The 21754-nt window shown below is 68.2% G+C and carries 15 protein-coding genes and 1 riboswitch; of the genes, 9 read left to right on the top strand and 6 right to left on the bottom strand.

Annotated features, from left to right (window positions below):
- Positions 1 to 99 precede the first annotated feature (99 nt).
- The 6 genes from JI752_RS16380 to JI752_RS19560 form a co-directional block, all read right to left on the bottom strand.
- Complete coding sequence (locus JI752_RS16380) at positions 100 to 2928, bottom strand: TonB-dependent receptor (protein ID WP_216966073.1); 2829 nt, start codon at positions 2926 to 2928, stop codon at positions 100 to 102.
- 275 nt (positions 2929 to 3203) lie between these two features.
- Complete coding sequence (locus JI752_RS16375) at positions 3204 to 4127, bottom strand: helix-turn-helix domain-containing protein (protein ID WP_216966072.1); 924 nt, start codon at positions 4125 to 4127, stop codon at positions 3204 to 3206.
- 144 nt (positions 4128 to 4271) lie between these two features.
- Positions 4272 to 6623 (bottom strand): winged helix-turn-helix domain-containing protein, encoded by a 2352-nt coding sequence (locus JI752_RS16370; protein ID WP_216966070.1) that lies wholly within the window; start codon positions 6621 to 6623, stop codon positions 4272 to 4274.
- Positions 6624 to 6885: 262 nt separating this feature from the next.
- The gene (locus tag JI752_RS16365) at positions 6886 to 7572 is read right to left on the bottom strand and encodes a potassium channel family protein (protein WP_216966068.1); all 687 of its coding nucleotides are present in this window, start codon (positions 7570 to 7572) and stop codon (positions 6886 to 6888) included.
- 88 nt (positions 7573 to 7660) lie between these two features.
- Positions 7661 to 9538 carry a phosphomethylpyrimidine synthase ThiC gene (gene thiC / locus JI752_RS16360; protein ID WP_216966065.1) on the bottom strand — a complete coding sequence of 626 codons (1878 nt, stop codon included), beginning with the start codon at positions 9536 to 9538 and terminating at the stop codon, positions 7661 to 7663.
- A 50-nt stretch (positions 9539 to 9588) separates the two neighbouring features.
- Positions 9589 to 9686, bottom strand: a riboswitch (TPP riboswitch).
- Positions 9687 to 9718: 32 nt separating this feature from the next.
- Entirely contained in the window at positions 9719 to 10375 is a 657-nt protein-coding gene (locus JI752_RS19560; protein ID WP_216966063.1) for a CPBP family intramembrane glutamic endopeptidase, read from the bottom strand.
- A 454-nt stretch (positions 10376 to 10829) separates the two neighbouring features.
- Here JI752_RS19560 and thrA point away from each other — a divergent pair, with 454 nt between their 5' ends.
- The 9 genes from thrA to JI752_RS16310 all read left to right on the top strand — a co-directional run bounded on the left by thrA (position 10830) and on the right by JI752_RS16310 (position 21750).
- Positions 10830 to 13367, top strand: coding sequence for a bifunctional aspartate kinase/homoserine dehydrogenase I (gene thrA, locus JI752_RS16350; RefSeq protein WP_216966061.1), 2538 nt, complete (start codon positions 10830 to 10832; stop codon positions 13365 to 13367).
- Entirely contained in the window at positions 13364 to 14320 is a 957-nt protein-coding gene (locus tag JI752_RS16345) for a homoserine kinase (RefSeq protein WP_216966059.1), read from the top strand. Before thrA ends, JI752_RS16345 begins: the two co-directional genes overlap by 4 nt.
- Entirely contained in the window at positions 14317 to 15606 is a 1290-nt protein-coding gene (gene thrC / locus JI752_RS16340) for a threonine synthase (RefSeq protein ID WP_216966057.1), read from the top strand. The genes JI752_RS16345 and thrC overlap by 4 nt, the downstream gene beginning before the upstream one ends.
- Positions 15607 to 15700: 94 nt before the next feature.
- Positions 15701 to 15886, top strand: a complete 186-nt coding sequence (locus JI752_RS16335) for a hypothetical protein (RefSeq protein WP_216966055.1) — start codon at positions 15701 to 15703, stop codon at positions 15884 to 15886.
- Positions 15887 to 15991: 105 nt separating this feature from the next.
- Positions 15992 to 17743: a dihydroxy-acid dehydratase gene (locus tag JI752_RS16330; RefSeq protein WP_216966054.1), complete on the top strand. Its 1752-nt coding sequence runs from the start codon at positions 15992 to 15994 to the stop codon at positions 17741 to 17743.
- Between the two features lie 66 nt (positions 17744 to 17809).
- Entirely contained in the window at positions 17810 to 18829 is a 1020-nt protein-coding gene (gene ilvC, locus JI752_RS16325; protein ID WP_216966052.1) for a ketol-acid reductoisomerase, read from the top strand.
- A complete protein-coding gene (gene ilvG, locus JI752_RS16320) occupies positions 18829 to 20565 on the top strand; it encodes an acetolactate synthase 2 catalytic subunit (RefSeq protein ID WP_216966050.1) in 1737 nt (578 codons plus the stop codon). The genes ilvC and ilvG overlap by 1 nt, the downstream gene beginning before the upstream one ends.
- Complete coding sequence (locus JI752_RS16315; protein WP_216966048.1) at positions 20549 to 20785, top strand: ACT domain-containing protein; 237 nt, start codon at positions 20549 to 20551, stop codon at positions 20783 to 20785. Before ilvG ends, JI752_RS16315 begins: the two co-directional genes overlap by 17 nt.
- A complete protein-coding gene (locus tag JI752_RS16310; protein ID WP_216966046.1) occupies positions 20776 to 21750 on the top strand; it encodes an aminotransferase class IV in 975 nt (324 codons plus the stop codon). The genes JI752_RS16315 and JI752_RS16310 overlap by 10 nt, the downstream gene beginning before the upstream one ends.
- The last annotated feature ends 4 nt before the right edge of the window (positions 21751 to 21754 follow it).

The raw sequence follows: 21754 nt of genomic DNA, 5'->3' as shown, positions 1-21754 counted from the left end.
GGCCCGCGCCAGACTCCGCAAACCCTCGACGCCGGGCACAAAAAACCACGGCCCCTTTCGGGGCCGTGGCGGTGTTACGTGCTGCGGTACTTCAACCGATCAGAAGCGCTGACGGTACTGGACGTAGTAGAACGCGCCCGGCAGGTCGTACTGCGGATCGAAGTTGTTGTACGGCGAGCTGTACGAGGTCGGCGGTTCCTTGTCGAACACGTTGTTGGCGCCGACCGAGACGGTCGCGTTCCACGGCGTGTTGTAGCGCACCTGGATGTCGTGATAGGTCACGGCGCCCAGGTAGTTGCGCGGGGACGGGCCCTCGGCGGTCACGCGGTCCGGATCCGAGCAGTACGCATCGGCCAGGCCTTCGTCGTTGTCGAGCACGCAGGTCTCATACAGGCCGGACTTGTAGCGCATGCCCCAGGTCGCACCGAAGTCGCCGTAGGTCCAGTCCAGGTACATGTTGGACTTGATGCGCCAGTACGGATCCTGCGGCAGGTACAGGCCCTGACGCTGTTCTTCGACCGAATCCACCGTGGCCTTGGTCGACCAGTTGGAGGTGTACGCGGTGTCCCAGGTGATCGCGAACTTGCCGAACGACGTTTCCGGGAACTTGTAGTTCACGGTCATGTCCCAGCCCTCGACGTTGTACTCGGCGAGGTTCAGCAGCGGCATTTCCAGGTTCGTGATCGTGTTCGGCGCACCCGGGTAAGCCGGATCGCGCGAGTACAGACCGCAGTACACGGCCTGCTCACCCGCCGTACCGGCGTAGCACTTGTCCAGGATGAACTGAGCTTCCGGACGCGAGATCGCGTTCTCGATCTTGATCTCGTACCAGTCCAGCGAGATGTCGAAGCCTTCCAGCCAGCTCGGGTTGTAGACGAAACCCAGGGTCTTGGTGGTGGAGGTTTCCGGCTGCAGGTTGTCGTTCGAGGTCCAGGTGAAGGCCTCGGCGGTCTGACGCTGCGAACGCGTGAACGTCGGGGAGACGCCTTCCGAAGCACAGCGCGCGGCGACCTGCGGGTTACCCAGCTGGCCGGTGCGTGCATCGCACGGATCGTCGTAGCTCTCGAACGAATCCTGGTTGCCCGCGTACAGGTTGTTGATCGTCGGAGCACGGAAGCCCTCGGACCAGTTACCGCGGACCATCAGGTCGTCGATCGGCTTCCAGCGGAAACCGAACTTGCTGTTCAGCGTGTTGCCGAAGTTGCTGAAGTCCGAGTAGCGCGTGGCCAGCGAGAAGTCGAGCAGCTTGGCGCCCGGCAGGTCGGCCAGGACCGGCACCGCGAGCTCGAGGTAGTACTCGTCGAGCTTGTAGCCACCGGCGGTCGGCTTGGAACCGTTGCCCGTGCTCAGGCCGGCGGCGATGAACGCGTCCGGATCGTACTGGCCGCTCTCGGTGCGGTGCTCATAGCCCGCAGCGAAGGCAAGCGCGCCAGCCGGCAGGTCGACGATGTCGCCGCTGATGTTGGCGTAGTAGCTCTTCGAGGTGACGCGGCTGGAGTCGTGCGCGGTGAAGGCGGTGTAGTCGATCGCTTCCTGCGAGATCGAACCGTCGGTGCCGATCGGGTTGACCGGGACGCAGTCGGCCAGCGGAGCTGCCGCGGTGCCGCAACGGATGGTGCCGTTGTCGTTGAAGCTCGGGCCGTAGGCCAGGGCCAGGTTGGAGCGGTTGAACAGACCGTAGGTCAGGTCATTCTCGTCCGAACGGTCGTAGCGGTAGCCCGCATCCCAGTCGAACGTGCGCTCGCCGACTTCGAAGTAGCCTTCGAAACCACCGTAGAAGTGCCAGTTCTTGACGTTCTGATTGAACGAACGGCCACCGGACTCCTGGAAGCGACGGGCAACACCGATCAGGTCACGCGCGCCACCGGTCTGGAAGGCCGGCGTGCCGGCGTAGAAGCCGTTCGGATTGGTCGGGTTGTAGTAGCTGCTGGCCGACAGGCGCATGCCGGTCACCGGCATCGCCGCGAGCAGCTGCTCCGAGATGCGCTCGTTGTAGAGCATCTCGGTCTTGAAGCGCACGTTGTCGGTGATGTCGTAGTTGGCCTGCGTGAACAGCGACGTACGCTCCTGCGGGGTCAGCAGGTAGTTGTCCGGGGCGCTGTTGTAGCCGTGGATGTCCGAGTTGAAGCGCGTCTTGGCGCCCGTGGTCGGATCGATGATGTAGCGGACGTTATCAGTGTCGACGAACGAACCCGGGAAGCCCGTGGTGCTCTGACCGCCGAAGAACGGAGGACCGCCGGCGGAGATCTTGCGATCACCGGCCATGACGGGCTCTTCCTTCACGTACGACACGCCGAGCATCACGTTGCCGCGATCGTTGCCCGTGCCGATGGTGAAGTCATACGCCTGACGCTCGCCGTCGCCCTGCTGGTACTGGCCGATGTACGCACCGGCTTCGGCACCTTCGAAGTTCGAACGGGTGATGATGTTCACCACGCCGGCGATGGCGTCGGAACCGTAGATGGTCGAGGCGCCGTCCTTCAGGACTTCCACGCGCTCGATCATTGCGGCCGGGATGGTGTTCAGGTCGACGCTGCCGCCCAGGCCCTGGGTCCAGCGACGGCCGTTGACCAGCACGAGCGTGCGGCCTTCACCGAGGTTACGCAGGCTGATGCCGGCCGAGCCGTCACCGCCGTTGTTGAAGGTCGAGTTCAGCGCGGCGCCGTTGCTCGAGATGCGCTGCAGCACGTCGGCGACCGAGGTCACGCCCTGCTTCTGGATCTCGGCGCGGCTCAGCGTGAAGATCGGCTGCGAGGTCTCGACGTCGGCGCGCTTGATGCGCGAGCCGGTCACTTCGATGCGGTCGAGGGTGGTCGCACCCTGCTCGCCACCTTCCTGCGCGACGGCGAACGCCGGCGCCAGTGCGATCGCGATGCCTGCCGGCAGCATGCCGACGCGCATCGCGGTGCGCAAATTGCGATGGTTCATCTATCTCTCTCCAGATATCTGTTATGGGCGTGTTAAACGCTCATCAAACTTAAGTTCTGGGGAGCTCCATCGCTTTGCGTGTGCCGTTGAGAGACTTTGCTGAGTCTGCCAGCGAGGACACGGCCTTAACGTTCCGAACCGACGGTGTCTCTTACGCGCGACCGACGCAGGACATCAAGCTGAGACCGCGCTCGCAGAACCTGCGCGCAAAGAGAACGCACAACGAAAACGGCCGGCGAATCGCCGGCCGTTTGTGGTAACGCGTGCGTGCGCGATCAGTTGCCAGTCGCGAGCGACTTGCGTTCCAGCGACTTGCGCGAGACCGCCAACGCGCGGCTCGCATCGCCACGAGCGGACGCGGCGCGGTAGCGCGTGGCGGACTCGCCGAAGCGCGCGCGGAAGGCACGGGCGAAGCTGCAGCAGTTGTCGAAGCCGCTGGCCGCGGCGACTTCGCCGATCATCATCGAGGTGCTGGTCAGCAGGTCCGCCGCGTGCTCCAGGCGCATGCGCGCGGAGGCCGCCTGCGGGCTTTCCTCGTAGAGGCTGTGGAAGGTCTTGGAGAAGTACCAGCTGGAGAAGCTGGTCAGCTCGGCCAGTTCGCTGATGCGCACCACGCGGTCGCAATTGCCTTCCAGGTACAGGCGGGCACGCTGCAGGCGGCCGAAGACCTGACGCTTGCGGCTGCGCGAGCGGCCCGGGCAACGCGGGATGCGTGCGGCCAGTTCGCGCTGGACGCCGGCCAGGTGCAGCAGGATCGGGCGCAGGAGCGAGGCGTCGAAGCCGGCGCCGGGGTTCTCCGCCAGACGGGCCGCCGCTTCGCGCCACAGGCGCAGGGCGATGCGGGCGTCGTGACGGGTCATCTGGCCACGGCCGGCGTAGAGGCCGCGGTCGGCGAAGCGGGTCATTTCCCGCAGCGCGTCGCCGGACAGGGTGAGACCGATGGCGATGCCGAAGCGGTCGGCCTGGACGACCGGCTTGGAGTCCTTTTCGAACGCGAGCCAGTCGCCGCTGCGAAGACGGAACTTGCCCTCTTTCGCCTCGACCCACGAGCTGCCATGCAGCTGCACCCAGAACGAGAAGCCGCCCGAAACCTGGACGCTGCCCAGCCGGGAAACCCCGATGCAACCGCCCTGAACCGCGCCGTCAGGCGTGTCGAGCTGCAGCAGCTGCCCGCGGTCCGCCCATTGCACTTGCTCCATTGGTCCACCTCATGTGCCGAGAATGGTCAATGGATTTGCCTGAGAGGCGGGGTCGCCATCAGGAAAGTTGGTCGAGACTTATCCGAAATCGCAACGACGGCAAAACCGAAGGACTTCCGAAAGGACTTTTCCCAGCGGCATCAATTACTTGATCCATCCGGGCATCACGTCCGTCGTTTCCTTCGGCAGCTCCATGTAACCGATATCGGCCCCGTCCCACTCGACCAGGGCCAGATAAGCCACGTCACCGCGCGGCCCACCGAGGCTGAAACCATTGATCGCCGAGCGTCGGGTCTGGTCCAGGCAACGCGGCGGAGCGGTGTCGCTGGGGACGATCCGGCGCAGGCTGGCGGCGCAATCCTGGAGCCGCTCCATGTAGCGGACCTCGCCGTCGGGCGCCACGGACCACATGCGGTAACGGTCGGCCGTCGGGTCGGCGGCGCTGATGCGCCGGATCGACGCGGCCGACAGGTCCAGCCCGACTTCCCACAGCCCGGCCTCGGTCAGGCGGGTGAACAGAATGCGCCGGCGCGGCCCGTCCACCTGGAAGTGCGAGACGCCATCGACCCGGCCGAGGGAGCGCCACGGCGTGGTGGAACGGTCGTACATGCGCAGCTGCGGGAGGCCGTCGTCGTTGGCGGCCAGGACGAGCAGGCGGTTCGCGTCCGGCGTGTACTGGGCCTGGAGCGGGTCCGGGTCGGGGATCGGCAGGGTCACGACCTGACCGCTGGCCGCCATGACTTCCTGGACCACCGCCTTGCCGCCTTCGTCCGAGCCGGTGACCAGCAGGCGGCGGGCGTCGGACGACCAGGACGGGGCGTAGCGGGTGCCCGGGCGAACCCCGCCCATCATGCGCAGCGTGTCGGGCTGGTCCACGTCGCCCACCCACAGGCCATTGCTGCCGGAGCGATCCGACACGAAGGCCAGCTGCCGCCCGTCCAGCGCGATCGCCGGCAGGAGGTCGCGCGACGAGGACGGATAAAGTGGCTCGACCACGTGCACGCGACCGTGGCCGGAGCCGTCGCTGTCCAGGCGCACGCGGTACAGGCCGAAGTACGGACGGCGCTGGACGAAGGCGATCGCCCGCCGCGCGCGCGCCGCCACCGGCGATTGCGCCTCGTCGAGCCCGACCGGCCGCGCCTCGCCGGTGCCGGTGTCGAGCCGGAACACGCGGTATTCGCCGTCGACCATCGCACTGAAGAGCAGGCCGCGCCCGCTCGGCGACCAGTCCCAGCCACGCAGGTCGGCACGCAGGCGGCTGAGGCGTTCGGCATTCCCGCCCTGCGCGGGGATGCGCCAGAAATCGCCCAGCGGCGGGTTGCGCACGAACACGATCCAGCGGCCGTCCGGCGAGTAGCGCGGCGAGGTGTCCAGCTCTTCGGGGTCGTGCGGGTACTCGATCGGCCGCCACTGTCCGCTGTCGAGGTCGAGCACTCGCAGCCCCAGGCTGCCGTGCTCGCCGGTCATGCCGCCGAAGATCAGACCGTTGCTGTCGGGCGTCCAGTCGAAGCTGGGCGGGTTGCGGCGGTCGCAATCGCCGACCTCGTGCTCCGAGCGCGCGTTCGGCGTGACCAGACGGATGCTGCAACTGTCCACCGTGGTGCGCATGAAGGCGATCCAGCGCCCGTCGGGCGACCACGTCGGCGCGCTGTCGTCGGCGCCTTCCGGGGGGCGCGTGAGCTGGCGCGGCTGCGTCTGCTCGGTCGTCTGGATCATGATCGCGGTGCCGCGCTGCCCCTCGGGGATCGCGACGTACGCCACCAGGCCGGCGTCCGGCGACAAGGTCGGCGACAGCTCGAACCCGACGGCGGAGGTGATCAGGCGATAGGGGCGCTCACTTCGCAGCCCCTGCATGCCCGACACCGCCACCGGCGTATTCGCCTCGCCGGAATCCACGGGCGCGCGCAGCAGGGCCCAAGCGACCAGGCCCGCGACCAGCAGGGCCACGGCAAACACCACCGAGGCGATCGACGCCCAGGTCCCGCGCGGCATCGACGCGGCCGGAAACGGCACCGGCGCCAGCGGTTCGCTCGGATCGGCGCCGGCAATCGCCGGGTACTTGGCGGTCGTGCGCGTGGGGTCGGCCCAGCGCTCGTCGCCGGTGACCGTGTCTGCACTGCCCGAAGGCGTGGCGGTGTGAACCCATTCGATCGGCGCCAGCAGGCGATAGCCGTTCTTGGCGATCGTCTCGATGTAGCGCGGATTGCCACGCTCGTCGTCGAAGGCCTTGCGCAGCTGCGTGATCGCCTGCGTGACCACGTCGTTGGTCGGCAGCGTGTCCGGCCAGACTTCGGTCATCAGCGTGTCGCGGCTGACCACCCGCCCGGCCTGCTCGACCAGCACCAGCAGCACGCCCATGGACTTGGGGGTGATGCGCAACGGCCGACGCTTGCCCGGCGCGCGGATCTCGCGCAGGGGCACGTCGACCACGCATTCGCCCACGCGCAGTCGTTCGGACGGCAGGGGCGAGGTGGAGGGTTCGGAAGGTCTGGGCATGAATCCGGAGATGTTGAGCGGCAAGCTGAACAGCCGTCATGTGCCGAAAGGGTTTGGCATGACTACTCGGCAAATCCGGCAAAACGCCCAGACGTCACGGGGAAAGCAAAACTTGCCTGGACATTCTAACGTCCGCAGGCTTACTCCCGTTTACATGGGGGTGGGCTTCAGGCCCTCTCTCGCCGACGTACTACAGAACGTTCTGTTCCAGCATTCGCGCTCCGGCGCGAATTTTTTTGTCTGGAGATCCCGGCCCGCAGCGTCAGCGGGCGCCGTAGCGCAGGATCGTCAGGCCCACCAGGCGCGAAACCACCACGGCGATGTAGGCCACGCCGGCGAACTGCTCCAGCATCACCAGCACGCGTGCCGGCGAGGACAGCGGCAGGATGTCGCCCAGGCCCGTCGCCGAGAGCGTGGTGAAGCTCAGGAACAGCAGTTCCAGCCAGGTGCGCGGCGCCTCGGGGTTCACCGCGCCGGTGAAGCTGCCCGGATACCAGGCCTGGCATACGAAATACGCATAGGCGAAGCCCCAGGCGAGCAGCGTGAACGTCGCGCCCGCAGCGAACAGTTCGTCGGTGGTGACGCGATGATCGCCGAGCATGTAGGCGATCAGGCTCGCCGCGGCGTACAGGTACAGCAGCGCCTCCAGCGCGGAGGACACCACCAGCAGCGTGTCGTTGCCCAGCACGACGGCCGCGACCGACAGCAGCAGCGCAGGCGCCGCCAGCAGCCACGCCACCCACACTTTCGCCGGGCTGCGGTTGACCACCCACACCGCCAGCATCAGCACCGCCACGCCCAGTGCACCGAACAGCACGCGCCCGCCGCGCATCTCGTCGAACAGCGGGTACAGCACCAGACTCAGCAGCTGCGCCCCCAGCAGGAATGCGGAAGGATGGCGCCGCGCTTGCGCGCGCCAGCGCAGCTTGCCGATGCGGTTGTCTGCCATGTCGCCTCGCGTCCCTTCCGGATGCGGCCAAGCGTAGCCGAACGCGGGGCGAAGGGGCGTCGTTGTGCGACAACGACGCCCTGCGAAGTCACGCCTTGCGGTAGACCTGCGCGCCCTGCGCGCGGAATTCCGCCGACTTCTCCGCCATGCCCTCGGCCAGCGCGGCGGACTCGTCCACGCCATGCTCCTTCGCGTAGTCGCGCACGTCCTGGGTGATCTTCATCGAGCAGAAGTGCGGGCCGCACATCGAGCAGAAATGCGCGACCTTGTGCGCATCCTTCGGCAACGTCTCGTCGTGGTACTCGCGCGCACGCTCCGGATCCAGGCCGAGGTTGAACTGATCTTCCCAGCGGAACTCGAAACGCGCCTTGCTCATCGCGTTGTCGCGCGCCTGTGCGCCCGGGTGGCCCTTGGCGAGGTCGGCCGCATGCGCGGCGATCTTGTACGCCATCAGGCCTTCGCGCACGTCTTGCTTGTTGGGCAGGCCCAGGTGCTCCTTCGGCGTGACGTAGCACAGCATCGCCGTGCCGAACCAACCAATCATCGCCGCGCCGATCGCACTGGTGATGTGGTCGTAGCCCGGCGCGATGTCGGTGGTCAGCGGGCCGAGCGTGTAGAACGGCGCTTCGCCGCACTCGCGCAGCTGCTTGTCCATGTTTTCCTTGATCAGCTGCATCGGCACATGGCCGGGGCCTTCGATCATGGTCTGCACGTCATGCTTCCACGCGATCTTGGTCAGCTCACCCAGCGTTTCCAGTTCGCCGAACTGCGCCGCGTCGTTCGCATCGGCGATCGAACCCGGACGCAGGCCGTCACCGAGCGAGAAGGCCACGTCGTAGGCCTTCATGATCTCGCAGATCTCCTCGAAGTGCGTGTAGAGGAAATTCTCCTTGTGATGCGCCAGGCACCACTTGGCGAGGATCGAACCGCCGCGCGAGACGATGCCCGTCACGCGGCCCGCGGTGAGCGGCACGTAACGCAGCAGCACGCCGGCATGGATGGTGAAGTAATCCACGCCCTGCTCGGCCTGCTCGATGAGCGTGTCGCGGAAGATCTCCCAGTTGAGCTCCTCCGCGCGGCCGTCCACCTTCTCCAGCGCCTGGTAGATCGGCACCGTGCCGATCGGCACCGGCGAATTGCGGATGATCCACTCGCGCGTTTCATGGATGTGCTTGCCGGTGGACAGGTCCATCACCGTGTCCGCGCCCCAGCGGATCGACCACACCAGCTTCTCCACTTCCTCGGCAATGCCGGACGACACGGCCGAATTGCCGATGTTCGCGTTGACCTTGGTGAGGAAGTTGCGGCCGATGATCATCGGCTCGCTTTCCGGATGGTTGATGTTGTTGGGGATGATCGCGCGACCGCGCGCCACTTCATCGCGAACGAATTCCGGCGTGATGATCTTCTGGATGTTCGCGCCGAAGGTTTCGCCCGGATGCTGGCGCAGCAGGTGCGCCTCGCGGATCGCCTCGATCCGCTGGTTCTCGCGGATGGCGATGAACTCCATCTCCGGCGTGACGATGCCGCGACGCGCGTAGTGCATCTGCGTCACGTTGGCGCCGGACAGCGCACGGCGCGGCAGCGGGCGATTGCGGAAACGCACGGCGTCGAGCTTGGGATCGTGCTCGCGCTTGCGGCCGAATTCCGACGACAGCGCGGACAGCACTTCGGTGTCGCCGCGTTCGGCGATCCACTGCGCGCGCAGCGGCGTCAGCCCCTGGGCAAGGTCGATGTGCGCGTTCGCATCGGTGTAGGCGCCGGAGGTGTCGTACACGGCGAGCGGTGCGTTGTCTTCTCCACCGAACATGGTCGGCGTCTTCGCCAGCGCGATCTCGCGCATCGGCACGCGCAGATCGGGGCGCGAACCTTCGACGTGGATCTTGTGCGAGCCCGGAATCGGACGGGTGACGTCGGCCGACAGCTGTTCGGCCTTCTGGAGGAGTTCGGAGGGGACAGCATTCATGGCGTTCGTCCTGGAGCGGCGGGACGAAGCGGCGGCGCGCACCGCACGCACGGCGGTGTCGCGAAGCTTCCCTACGGCGGTCTCAACCGCATCAGGTTCGAAGGGTCTGTCTCAACCGGCCCCATGGCCGGTACCCCCGCTTCGGCGTGCATTTCACCACGCGGCCGCGGGCGGGACAACTCAGCCGCCCGCCCCGCCCTGGGTCATCGGGACGACATCCGCAAGGATGTGCGCGAACACCACCGGCCACAGCCGCCCCGTGCGCACATAGAACACCGACAGCAACAGGCCGAATACGAGGATCGATACGGCGCCCGCCGGGCCCTGGTAAAGGTGGGTCAACAGACGCACCAGCAGCGAAAGACCGATGGCGATGGAGGCACCGTGCTCCCTCAAGCTGCGGGTCAGCACGCCCAGCAGGAAGACTTCCTCGAACGTTCCATTGACGATCGAGATGAGAACGGTCGAGCCGAGAGAGGCCTCGGTAAAGGAGAATCCGACGACCGCACGCTCCAATCCGAGGATCGCGAGGACCGCCGCGCACGCCATCCACGTTGCGAAGAACAGCACGATGCCGACCACGGTTCCGCTCAGGTCGGGGCGCGGCATCAGTGAATGCACGTCGAAATCGCGCACGCGAAGGTAGAACACCGCGGCCATACCCAACATGATTTCGATGAAGGCGGCCCAGACGTTCGAGGCGTCCGAGAAGACCTGATCGGGAAACCCCACCACGACGGCCTCCACCGACGCCAGGACGGATAGGCCGAAGCAGATCGCCGCGACCGCGAAAGCTTCGCGGAGCGACAGAGTGGTCCTGGCCGTCGACGTGTTCACGAATCCCCGCACTGAGCCCTGCCGCGCATGCGTCGGCTGGGTGTCCGATTGTTGGTTGGTACGCGCCTGCGCGCGGCTCCCCGGCAGCCCGCATGCTAGTGGAGGCATGGGCTGCCGGTCACCTGCGACCCGGACGCTCCGGCACAAGAGCGACCGAATCGCAGCGCGGACGGCGTTGTCCGGTTACAGATGCAACAGTTGACAAGCCCCGAAACCGCGTGATCTTCTCGACCCCATGACGCATCGCAGCACGCTTCCGCAGACCGACCTGACCGCGCCGACCGGCGTGGCGTCCGTTGCGGGCGTATTTGCGATTACCACCGGTACCGGTACCACTCGCTTGCGGGTGCGGACGGGCGTGTCCAGTTGATCTGAAGACCTCGCCTCCGCACCCGAACCGGGTGCGCAGGTCTGGCACCCGGGCGGTCGCGGGGCTCAAACACGGAGCCCGACCATGCCCCCCGCAGACGCATCACTTCCACCTTCTCCGCAGTGCCACGTCCACAAGTTCGGCGGCAGCAGCCTCGCCGATGCGTCGCTTTATCGCGCCGCTGCCGCCTTGCTGCAGGATCCGGCGCGCACCCGCATCGTCGTCGTATCAGCGATGCAGGGCGTCACCGACGCCCTCCTCGCCCTGCTGGCATCCGCACGCCGGGGCGATGACTGGGCCGCCGAATGGGACGCGCTGCGCGAGCGGCATCTCGTCGCCGCAGCGGCCCTGGACCCCAATGGTCATCACGTCCTCAAGGCCACACTGCTGCAGGACTTCGACGTTCTGCACGAACAACTCCTCGCGCTGGCCTGCGGCGATGCATCGGCCGACGTGCATGCTCGCGGTTTGCCCGGTCTGGGCGAAGTCGTGTCCTCGCGTCTGATGCAGGCCGCCCTCGGCGCAGATGCAGCGGGCTGGCACCGGCTCGATGCGCGCGACGTGCTCGTCGTGCACGAAGGCGAGATGGGCATGGCGGTGGACTGGGCCGCCTCGCGCGAGCGCCTGGCCGCGTGGCGTGCGAGCCACGCCGACGGCAACGTCGTGGTCACCGGTTTCGTCGCGCGCGATGCCGACGGCCATGCCACCACGCTCGGCCGCAACGGCAGCGATTACTCGGCCGCGATCTTCGCCAACCTGTTCGATGCCGTCGGGCTCACCATCTGGACCGACGTCGACGGCGTGTTGTCCGCCGACCCGCGCCTGGTGCCCGAAGCGGTGTGCCTGCCTTCGATGTCCTACGCCGAGGCCTGCGAGCTGGCGTACTTCGGCGCGAAGGTGCTGCATCCGCAGACCATGGCGCCGGTGCAGGAACGCGGCATTCCGCTGTGGATCCGCAACACGCACCGCCCCGAAGCGCCGGGCACGCTGATCTCCACGCACAGCGGCCACGACGCCGCGCCGGTCAAAGGCCTGAGCCTGGTGCGTGACCTGGCCATCGTAGAACTCGTCGGCAACGGCATGGTCGGCGTGCCGGGCGCGGCCGAGCGCCTCTTCGGTGCGCTGCGCGGCGCGGGTGTATCGGTGACGATGATTTCGCAGGGTTCGTCCGAGCATTCGATCTGCTGCGTGCTGCGCGCCGATCAGGCCGAGCGCGCGCGCGATGCCGCTGCTGCCGCCTTCGCCGACGCCATCGCCGACGGCCAGGCGCAAGGCGTGACGCTCACGCGCGACATCGCCGTGCTGGCGGCGGTCGGCGACGGCATGGTCGGTACGCCCGGCGTCGCGGCGCGCCTGCTGAGCGGACTGGCGCAGGCACGCGTGAATGCACGCGCCATCGCGCAGGGCGCCGGCGAACGCAACATCTCCGTCGCCATCGGCGCGAACGACGCGACGCGCGCCTTGCGTGCCGCGCACGCCGCGTTCTGGCTCTCGCCGCAGACGCTGTCGGTCGGCGTGATCGGCCCCGGTCAGGTCGGCAGCGCGCTGCTGGTGCAGATGTCCGCCGCGTTGCCGCGGCTGCGCGAGCGTTCCGGCCTGGACCTGCGCCTGCGCGCCATCGCGAACAGCCGCGCGATGGTGCTCGACGAACGCGGCGTGGAGCCGGCCGACGCCGCCGCCCGCCTGCAGGGCGGGGCCGCACGAGCGCTGGATCTGGATGAATTCGCCGACCACGTCCGTGGCGAACACCTCCCGCATGCGCTCATCGTCGACTGCAGCGCGAGCCCGCGCGTGGCCGAACACTATCCGCGCTGGCTGGCGCGCGGCATCCACGTCGTCACGCCCAACAAACTGGCCGGCAGCGGTCCGTGGGCGAACTACGCCGCGATCCAGGACGCCGGCCGCCGTGGCGGTGGACGTTTCCGTTACGAAGCCACCGTCGGCGCGGGGCTGCCGGTGATGCTCACCCTGCGCAATCTGCTCGACACCGGCGACGAGTTGTACGCCATCGACGGCATGCTCTCGGGCACACTGGCGTGGCTGTTCAACCGGTTCGACGGCACGGTGCCGTTCTCGCAGCTCGTACGCGAGGCGCAGGCGCTGGGCTATACCGAGCCGGATCCGCGCGACGACCTTTCCGGCCTCGACGTCGCACGCAAACTGGTGATCCTGGCGCGCGAGGCCGGTCGCGCGCTGTCGCTGGAGGATGTCGAAGTGGAGAACCTGGTGCCGCAGGCACTGCGCGAAGTGGACCGCGGGGCGTTCCTCGCGCGCCTGGAGGAAATGGACGCCCCGATGCTGGCCCGCTACCGGGAGGCCGCGGCGGAAGGCCGATCGCTGCGCCACCTCGCCCAGCTCGACCGTGATGGCCGCGCCCGCGTCGGCGTGGTCGCCCTGCCCGCCGAGCACGCCTGCTGCCACACACGGCTGACCGACAACCTCGTGCAGTTCCGCACGCGCCGCTACGCCGACAATCCGCTGGTCGTACAGGGTCCGGGCGCCGGACCCGAGGTGACCGCGGCCGGCGTGTTCGGCGATGTGCTCGCGATCGCGCAGTCGCTCGGCACCGCGCCGGGGCTGTCGCTGCCACTGGGCGAAGCGCACGCAGAGGTCCATGCATGAGCGACGACATCGAGGCACAGCCCATCGCCCGCGCGTTCGCGCCGGGCAGCGTCGGCAATATCGGCGTGGGCTTCGATCTGCTCGGCCATTCCATCGTCGGCGTACGCGACGTCGCGATCGTACGGCGCATCGCCGAACCCGTCGTCCGCATCGACGCGATCCGAGGCCACGTGCCCGGCGCGGACTCGCTGCCGCTGCAGGCCGAACGCAACACCGCCGGACAGGCACTGATCAGTCTTCGCAACAAGCTGGGGCTTGCTCACGGCTTCACCGTGGAACTGGAAAAAGGCATTCCGCTCGGCTCCGGCCTCGGCGGTTCGGCGGCCTCGTGCGTGGCCGCGCTGGTCGCGGCGAACGCGTTGCTCGACACACCGCTGCCGCGCGAAGCGCTGTACGAATTCGCGCTGGACGGCGAATCGGTGTCCAGCGGCAGCCGCCACGGCGACAACGTCGCACCGATGCTGCTCGGCGGCGTGGTGATGGCGACCGACACCCGCATGATCCCGCTGCAGGTGCCGCAGTGGCTGCACGCGGTCGTGGTCCACCCGGATCAGGTGCTGGAAACACGCCGTGCGCGCGCGGTGCTGGCCGATCCGTATCCGCTGTCGGTGGTGGTCGAACAGAGCGCGCATCTCGCTCTGTTCCTGACGGGGCTGCAACGCGGTGATGCAACGCTGTTGCGCGAGGGCCTGCACGACCTGCTGGTCGAACCGCGCCGCGCGCCACTGATTCCCGGCTTCGTCGAGGCCAAGGCCGCCGCACTCGAACACGGCGCGCTCGGGGCCAGCATTTCCGGCGCAGGGCCGAGCACCTTTGCGTGGTTCGAATCGCGCGAGCAGGCGCAGGCCGCGGCGCCGTCGATGCAGGCTGCGTTCGCCGCGGCGGGCTACGGTTCACGCGCCTATGTCACGCCGGTGGCCGGCCCGCGCGCGGAGGTCATCGAACGCGCATGAACTTCCTCAGCACCCGCGGCCAGACGCCGCCCACCTCGATCGACGACGCCCTGGTCGCCGGCCTCGCGCCGGACGGCGGGCTGTACGTGCCCGAATCGATCCCACACATCGACATCACGCCCGGCGCCACACTCGCCGATACGGCGCATGCCGTGCTGCGTCCCTACTTCGCCACGTCCTCGTTGCGCGATGCGCTCGCCGATATCTGCACGCATGCGTACTCCTTCGATGCACCGCTGCGACCGCTCGGCAAAGACGATCATCTTCTCGAACTCTTCCACGGTCCGACGGCGGCCTTCAAGGACTACGCCGCACGCTTCCTGGCCGAATCGCTGTCGCGTCTGCGCCATGCCGACGCACCACCGACCACGATCGTCGTAGCCACGTCCGGCGACACCGGTGCGGCCGTGGCCTCGGCCTTCCATCGTCGCCCTGGCTTCAACGTCGTCGTCCTCTACCCCGAAGGCCGTGTTTCGCCGCGCCAGGCGCACGGCCTGGAATGCTGGGGCGACAATGTGCGCACGTTCCGCGTGCAGGGCACGTTCGACGATTGCCAGCGGCTGGCGAAGCAGGCGCTGTCGGACGAAGCATTGCGTCGCGACGTACCGCTGAGTTCGGCCAACAGCATCAGCCTGGGGCGCTTGCTGCCTCAAGTGGCGTACTACGCGCACGCCGCGTTGCGGTTCCGGAGCGCGAACGGGCAGCCGCTCAACTTCATCGTGCCGACCGGCAATCTGGGCAATGCATGCGCCGCGTTCGTCGCACGTCGCATGGGTTTGCCGATCGGCGAACTGATCCTCGCCTGCAATGCCAACGACGTCCTGCCGCGCTTCTTCGCGGGCGAGGCTTACGCACCGCAGGCAACGAGAGCGACGCTGGCGAATGCGATGGACGTGTGCGCACCGAGCAATTTCGAGCGCCTGCGCCACTGGCACCGCAACGACGATGACTTGCGCGCAAGTGTCACCGCGTTCTCGGTCAGCGATGAGGATATCACCGACACGCTCCGCCGCGCGCCCGAACGGCACGGCATCGTGCCCTGTCCGCACACCGCGACGGGGCTGAAGGTGCTCGAAGGACTGCGCTCGCGCGGCGATACGCGTCCGTGGGCGGTCGTCGCGACGGCGCACCCGGCGAAGTTCGACGGCATCGTCGAGCCGCTGGTCGGCCACGCGGTGCCGGCACCGCCCGCGCTCGCCGAAACACTGGCCTGGCCGGCCTCCGCCGAACGGCTGTCGGCCGACTACGAAGCACTGCGAACGCAACTGCTCGGAGGCACGACGTAGTTGCAACGGTAACCATCGCGCTGCGGTGAGACTTCGCCGCAGTTGCGAACGAAACTGTTGACACGCCCATTCAAGCCATGTTTACCTCGAACCCATGACGCAACGCAGCAACCATTCGCAGACCGACCACCACCGGACCCGCCGTCCGGCCGTGGCGCTGCGCAAGGCGGCGGACACCCGCGCCCTCGAGTTGCTGACCAAGATCGCGCCCCTCTCGGCGCTCATTCTTGTACTCGTACTTATTACCGGGCTTGCCAGCGCGGAGTACGGGTTTGTGTAAGTAAGACACCACACACCCCAGGTCGATACCCAAGACCCCGCGCCCGAAACGGCGCGGGGTCTTTGTTTTGGGCCTGCGGTTTCCCCAGTCAGGAGAACGCAGTTCGTGAGAAGCAATGCCATCAAGCAAGGCCCCGCACGCGCTCCGGCACGCGCCATGCTGCGCGCCACCGGGCTGGACGACGAGGCGATCGCCAAGCCGCTGGTCGCCGTGGTGCACACGTGGTCGGACGTCTCGCCGTGCAACTTCACGCTGCGCGACCTGGCCCAGCACGTGCGCGCCGGCGTCATCGAGAACGGCGGCACGCCGATCGAGTTCAACACCATCGCCGTCACCGATGGCATCGCGATGGGCTCCGACGGCATGCGCGCTTCGCTGGCCTCGCGCGAGACCATCGCCGACTCCATCGAGCTGGCGGTGAACGGCCATAGCCTGGACGCGATGGTGCTGCTGGTGGGCTGCGACAAGACGATTCCGGCCGCGGCGATGGCGGCGGCGCGGCTCGATATCCCGACCGTGATCCTCTACGGCGGCACCATCATGCCCGGCCACTGCCGCAAGGACGGCAGCGACAAGGCGCTGACCGTGCAGGACGTTTTCGAGGCGGTGGGCGCGCACTCGGCCGGTCGCATCGACGACGCCGAACTGCATCGGATCGAATCGCACGCCTGTCCCGGCGCGGGCGCGTGCGGCGGCCAGTTCACCGCCAACACGATGGCGATGGTGCTGACGTTCCTCGGCCTGTCGCCGCTCCAGCTCAACGACATTCCCGCCGTCCACGCCGACAAGCCCGCCGCCGCGCGGGCCTGCGGCGCGATGGTGATGCAGCGTTTGCGCAACGGTGGACCGGGACCGCGCGAGATTCTCTCTCCCGTCGCGCTGCGCAACGCGGCGTGCGCGGTCTCGGCCACCGCGGGCTCCACCAACGCCGCGCTGCATCTGCTGGCGATCGCGCACGAAGCCGGCGTGGCGTTCGACCTGGAGGAATTCGAAGCTGCCGCGCGCACGCCCGTCATCGCCGACCTCAAACCCGGCGGGCGCTACACCGCGGCGGAGATGTTCGAATACGGCGGCACCGCCCTGGTCGCGCGCGAACTGCGCGCGGCCGGCCTCATCGAAGACATTCCCACCGTCACCGGCCGCAGTTTCTTCGCCGAGCTGGACGAGGTTCCCGCACCGGGCGCACAGGACGTGGTGCATCCGATCGCGCGTCCGCTCAAGCCGCGCGGCGGCTATTCGATCCTCTACGGCGATCTCGCACCTGAAGGCTGCATCCTCAAGCTCGCCGGCCACGGCATCGAACATTTCGAAGGCACGGCGCGCGTGTTCGATTCGGAGGAAGCCGCGTTCGCCGCCGTGCAGGCGCACACGATCCGTGCCGGCGACGTCGTCGTGATCCGTTTCGAAGGCCCCGCCGGCGGCCCGGGCATGCGCGAGATGCTCGCCGTCACGGCCGCGCTGGTCGGACAGGGGCTCGGCAACGACGTGGCGCTGATCACCGACGGCCGCTTCAGCGGCGCCACGCACGGCTTCATGGTCGGCCACATTTCACCCGAAGCCGGGCGCGGCGGCCCGCTCGCCAAGCTGCGTGATGGCGACCGCGTGCGTATCGACGTCACCACGCGCCGCATCGACGTCGATGCCGACCTGCGGACGCGGCCGGTGGCGCGCATCGCGCCGCGCGTCACCACCGGTGTGCTCGCCAAGTACGCCGCGCAGGTGAGTTCGGCCTCGCGCGGCGCGGTCACTGCGCCGGGCCCGCTGGATGCCGCGCGCGCGAAGTCCCGCGAGATCCCCGTGCAGGTCGTCGGGGAGCCCATCGAACCTGATGAAGCGAAGGAACTGTTCCTGGTCTGAGACGGCATTTCCGTCGGACCCGTTACCGCATTGCCCCGCCCACCCTTTCACCCAACGGACACTTACATGAGCACCCAAGCCAAACCCCGCATCGCCATCGTCGGCTACGGCAGCCAGGGCCGCGCGCACGCGCTGAACCTGCGCGACTCCGGTTTCGACGTGACCATCGGCCTGCGCCCCGGCGGCCCGACCGAGATCAAGGCGAAGGCGGACGGCTTCACCGTCAAATCGCCCGCCGAAGCGGTGAAGGACGCGCAGCTCGTCGCCGTGCTCACGCCGGACATGGTCCAGCCGCAGCTCTACGGCGAGGTGATCGAGCCGAACATCGCACCCGGCGCGTGCCTGCTGTTCGCGCACGGCTTCAACGTGCATTACGGGCAGATCACGCCGCGCGAGGACCTGGACGTCGTGCTGGTCGCACCCAAGGGCCCGGGCGCGCTGGTGCGCCGCGAGTACGAGATCGGCCGCGGCGTGCCGTCGGTGTATGCCGTCCACCAGGACAATAGCGGCAATGCCGAGCAGCTTGCGCTGACCTACTGCGCCGGCATCGGCGGCGCGCGCCAGAACGCCATCCGCACCACCTTCAAGGAAGAGACCGAGACCGACCTGTTCGGCGAGCAGGCCGTGCTCTGTGGCGGCGCCACCAAGCTGGTGCAGGCCGGCTGGGAAACGCTGGTGGAAGCCGGCTACCAGCCGGAGGTCGCGTACTACGAATGCCTGCACGAACTGAAGCTGATCGTCGACCTGTTCTATGAAGGCGGCATCACGCGCATGCACGAGTTCATCAGCGAGACCGCGCAGTACGGCGCGCTCACGCGCGGCACCTACGTCGTCGACGACAACACGCGCGCGCAGATGAAGAAGATCCTCACCGAGATCCAGGACGGCACGTTCGCGCGCCAGTGGATCGCCGAGTACGCCGCCGGCAACGCGAACTACAAGGCGCTCAAGCAGGGCGACCTGGAGCATCCGATCGAGGCCGTCGGCAAGAAGCTGCGCGCCAACATGAAATGGCTTTCCACCGCGCCGCAGGCGACGCCGTCCGCGGCCGCCGGAAAGCGCGAATCGCAGACAGAGGCGGCGTGATGAACGGTGCTCGCTGGCTGGCGCAAGCCCTGTCGGCCGAAGGCGTGGACACGCTCTTCGGCTATCCGGGCGGCGCGATCATGCCCTTCTACGATGCCCTGCACGGTTCGGATCTCAAGCATGTGCTGGTCCGGCACGAGCAAGGTGCGGCCTTCGCGGCCAACGGGTATGCACGGGCCAGCGGGCGCGTTGGTGTATGCGTGGCGACCTCCGGTCCCGGCGCATCGAATCTGGTCACGGGCATCGCCGACGCGATGCTCGATTCGGTGCCGATGGTGATCATCACCGGCCAGGTGCCGACGGCGCTGATGGGCACCGATGCGTTCCAGGAGCTGGACGTGTTCGGCATGACCATGCCGATCGTCAAGCACAGCTTCCTGCTGCGCCGCGTGGACGACTTGCCGAACGTCGTCGCCGAGGCGTTCCGCCTGGCGCGTTCCGGACGCCCCGGCCCGGTGCTGATCGATCTGCCCAAGGACGTGCAGATCGGCGACGCCTCGCATCTGCCGCCGCACGTTCCACACGACATCGACGATGCGCCCGCGCCGAAGGACGCCTCGCTGCATGCCGCGCTGGCCCTGCTTTCGCAGGCGCACAAGCCGGTGATCTACGGCGGCGGCGGCATCGCGCTGGGCGATGCGGTGCAGGCGTTCCGCACCTTCGTCGACGCCACGCAGATTCCGACGGTGCTGACGCTCAAGGGCCTGGGCGCGCTGCCGTCGGGCCACGCGCTCAACCTGGGCATGCTGGGCATGCACGGCAGCCGCGCCGCCAATCTGGCGGTGCAGGAGGCCGACCTGCTGCTGGTCGTCGGCGCGCGCTTCGACGATCGCGCCACCGGCAAGCTCGCCGAGTTCGCGCCGAATGCGCGCGTGGTGCACATGGACCTGGATGCATGCGAGATCGGCAAGCTGCGCCATGCCGATGCCGCGGTCTGCGGCGACATCCGTCGCACCCTGACCTCGTTGACCCTGCCCTGCGCCGCGCACCTGCACGGCCGCAACGGCGCCGCGCGCCGCGCCTGGCGCGCGACCTGCCAGCAGCGCATGCGCGAGTGCGCCGCGCGCTACGACGCGCCCGGCGAAACGGTGTACGCGCCCGCATTGCTGAAGCGTCTGTCCGAAATGGCGCCGGGCGCGATCGTCGCCTGCGATGTCGGCCAGCACCAGATGTGGGTCGCGCAGCACTGGCGCTTCGGCGATCCGCGCCAACACCTCACCAGCGGCGCGCTGGGCGCGATGGGCTTCGGTCTGCCCGCCGCCATCGGCGCGCAACTGCAATCCACCGATGCTCAGGTCGTGTGCGTCAGCGGCGACGGTTCGTTCCTGATGAACGTGCAGGAGCTGGCGACGCTGCGCCGCTATGGCCTGCCGATCAAGATCGTGCTGCTGGACAACCAGGCGCTGGGCATGGTGCGCCAGTGGCAGGAACTGTTCTTCGACCGGCGCTATTCCGAGGTCGACCTGTCCGACAACCCCGACTTCGGCGCGATCGCGGCGGCGTTCGGCGTGCAGGCGCTGCACGTCGATCGCGCCGATCGCGTGGAGGACGCGCTGCAGGCGCTGCTCGCCATCGACGGCCCCGCGCTGCTGCATGTCGCCATCGACCAGGCCGCCAACGTGTGGCCGCTGGTTCCGCCCAATCACAACAATGCGCAGATGCTCGATCCGGAGCTCGACGCCGCGTCCAACCCTCCCACCCCCAACGAGGATCCCCGCCATGCGATACCAGCTTGATCTCACGCTCCGTCAGGCCGAAGGCGCGCTGTCGCGGGTACTGGGCGCCGCCGAGCGCCGCGGCTTCCGTCCGCTTGCCGTCGACGGCGAAGCGCAGGCCGACGGCGACCGCTGGTACCTGCGGCTGACCGTGGAAGGCGAACGCGACGACGCCAACCTGCAGCACCAGCTCGCCAAGCTCTACGACTGCCTGTCGGTGGAGGTGTCGCCATGTCAGTGACCGCCACACCCGCACCGCCGCCCGCGCGACAACATTCGGCCGCACAGCCGGCGACTCGCCCCATCGAACTGCGCGACGAGGCGCGCCGCCCCGGCATGCCGCTGCTGTGGTTCGACGGCGAACTGAGCAGCGCCGACACGCTGCAGGCGCCGCTGACCACGCACGCGATGCACTACGGCACCGGCGTGTTCGAAGGCATCCGCAGCTACGCCACGCGCGATGGCGCCGCGGTGTTCCGGCTGCCCGAGCACCTGGAGCGCATGCGCAAGGGCGCGGATCTGCTGGGCATCGACTTCGACGTCGCGCAGGCCTTCGAGGCGACGCTGCAGACGCTGCGCGCCAACGGCCACCGCGATGCCTACGTCCGCCCGTTGACGTGGCTGGGCACGGGCGCGGAAGGCGTGTCCGTCGGCCTGGACGTGCCGGGGCTGAGCCAGCACTTCATGGTCGTCACGCTGCCCACGGTGGTCCACCTCAACGGCAAGCGCTCGCGCCTGACCGTGTCGCCGTGGAAGCGCAACCCCGCCTCGTCGCTGCCGCCGCTGAAGTTGTGCGGGGCCTACATCAACTCCATCCTGGCCAAGCGCGAATCGCGCCTGCGCGGGTTCGATGAAGCGCTGTTCGTCGACGACGACGGTTATGTCGTCGAGTGCACGGGCGCCAATGTGTTCATGGTGCGCAACGGCGAAGTCACCGCGGTCGAGCATCGCGACGCACTGCCGGGCATCACCCGCGACACGGTGATGGCGCTGAGCGGCGCGCGCTCGCGGCCGGTGACGCATCACGAGCTGCTGGACGCGGACGAAGTGTTCGTCTGCGGCACGGCGGCGGAGATCGCCCCGATCAGCGCACTGGACCGCCGCGAGTTCGGCGACAACCCGGTGACACGCGTGCTGCAGGCACAGTACGCGCGTGTCGTGCGCGGCGAAGACGCCGCACATGCGCACTGGCTGACGGTGGTCTGAGGCC

This window comes from Lysobacter sp. MMG2 (assembly GCF_016735495.2).
In the GTDB taxonomy this organism is placed as follows: Bacteria; Pseudomonadota; Gammaproteobacteria; order Xanthomonadales; family Xanthomonadaceae; genus Lysobacter_J.
Note: the sequence above shows the minus strand (reverse complement) of the source record. Positions and strands in the feature narration are given on the sequence as shown.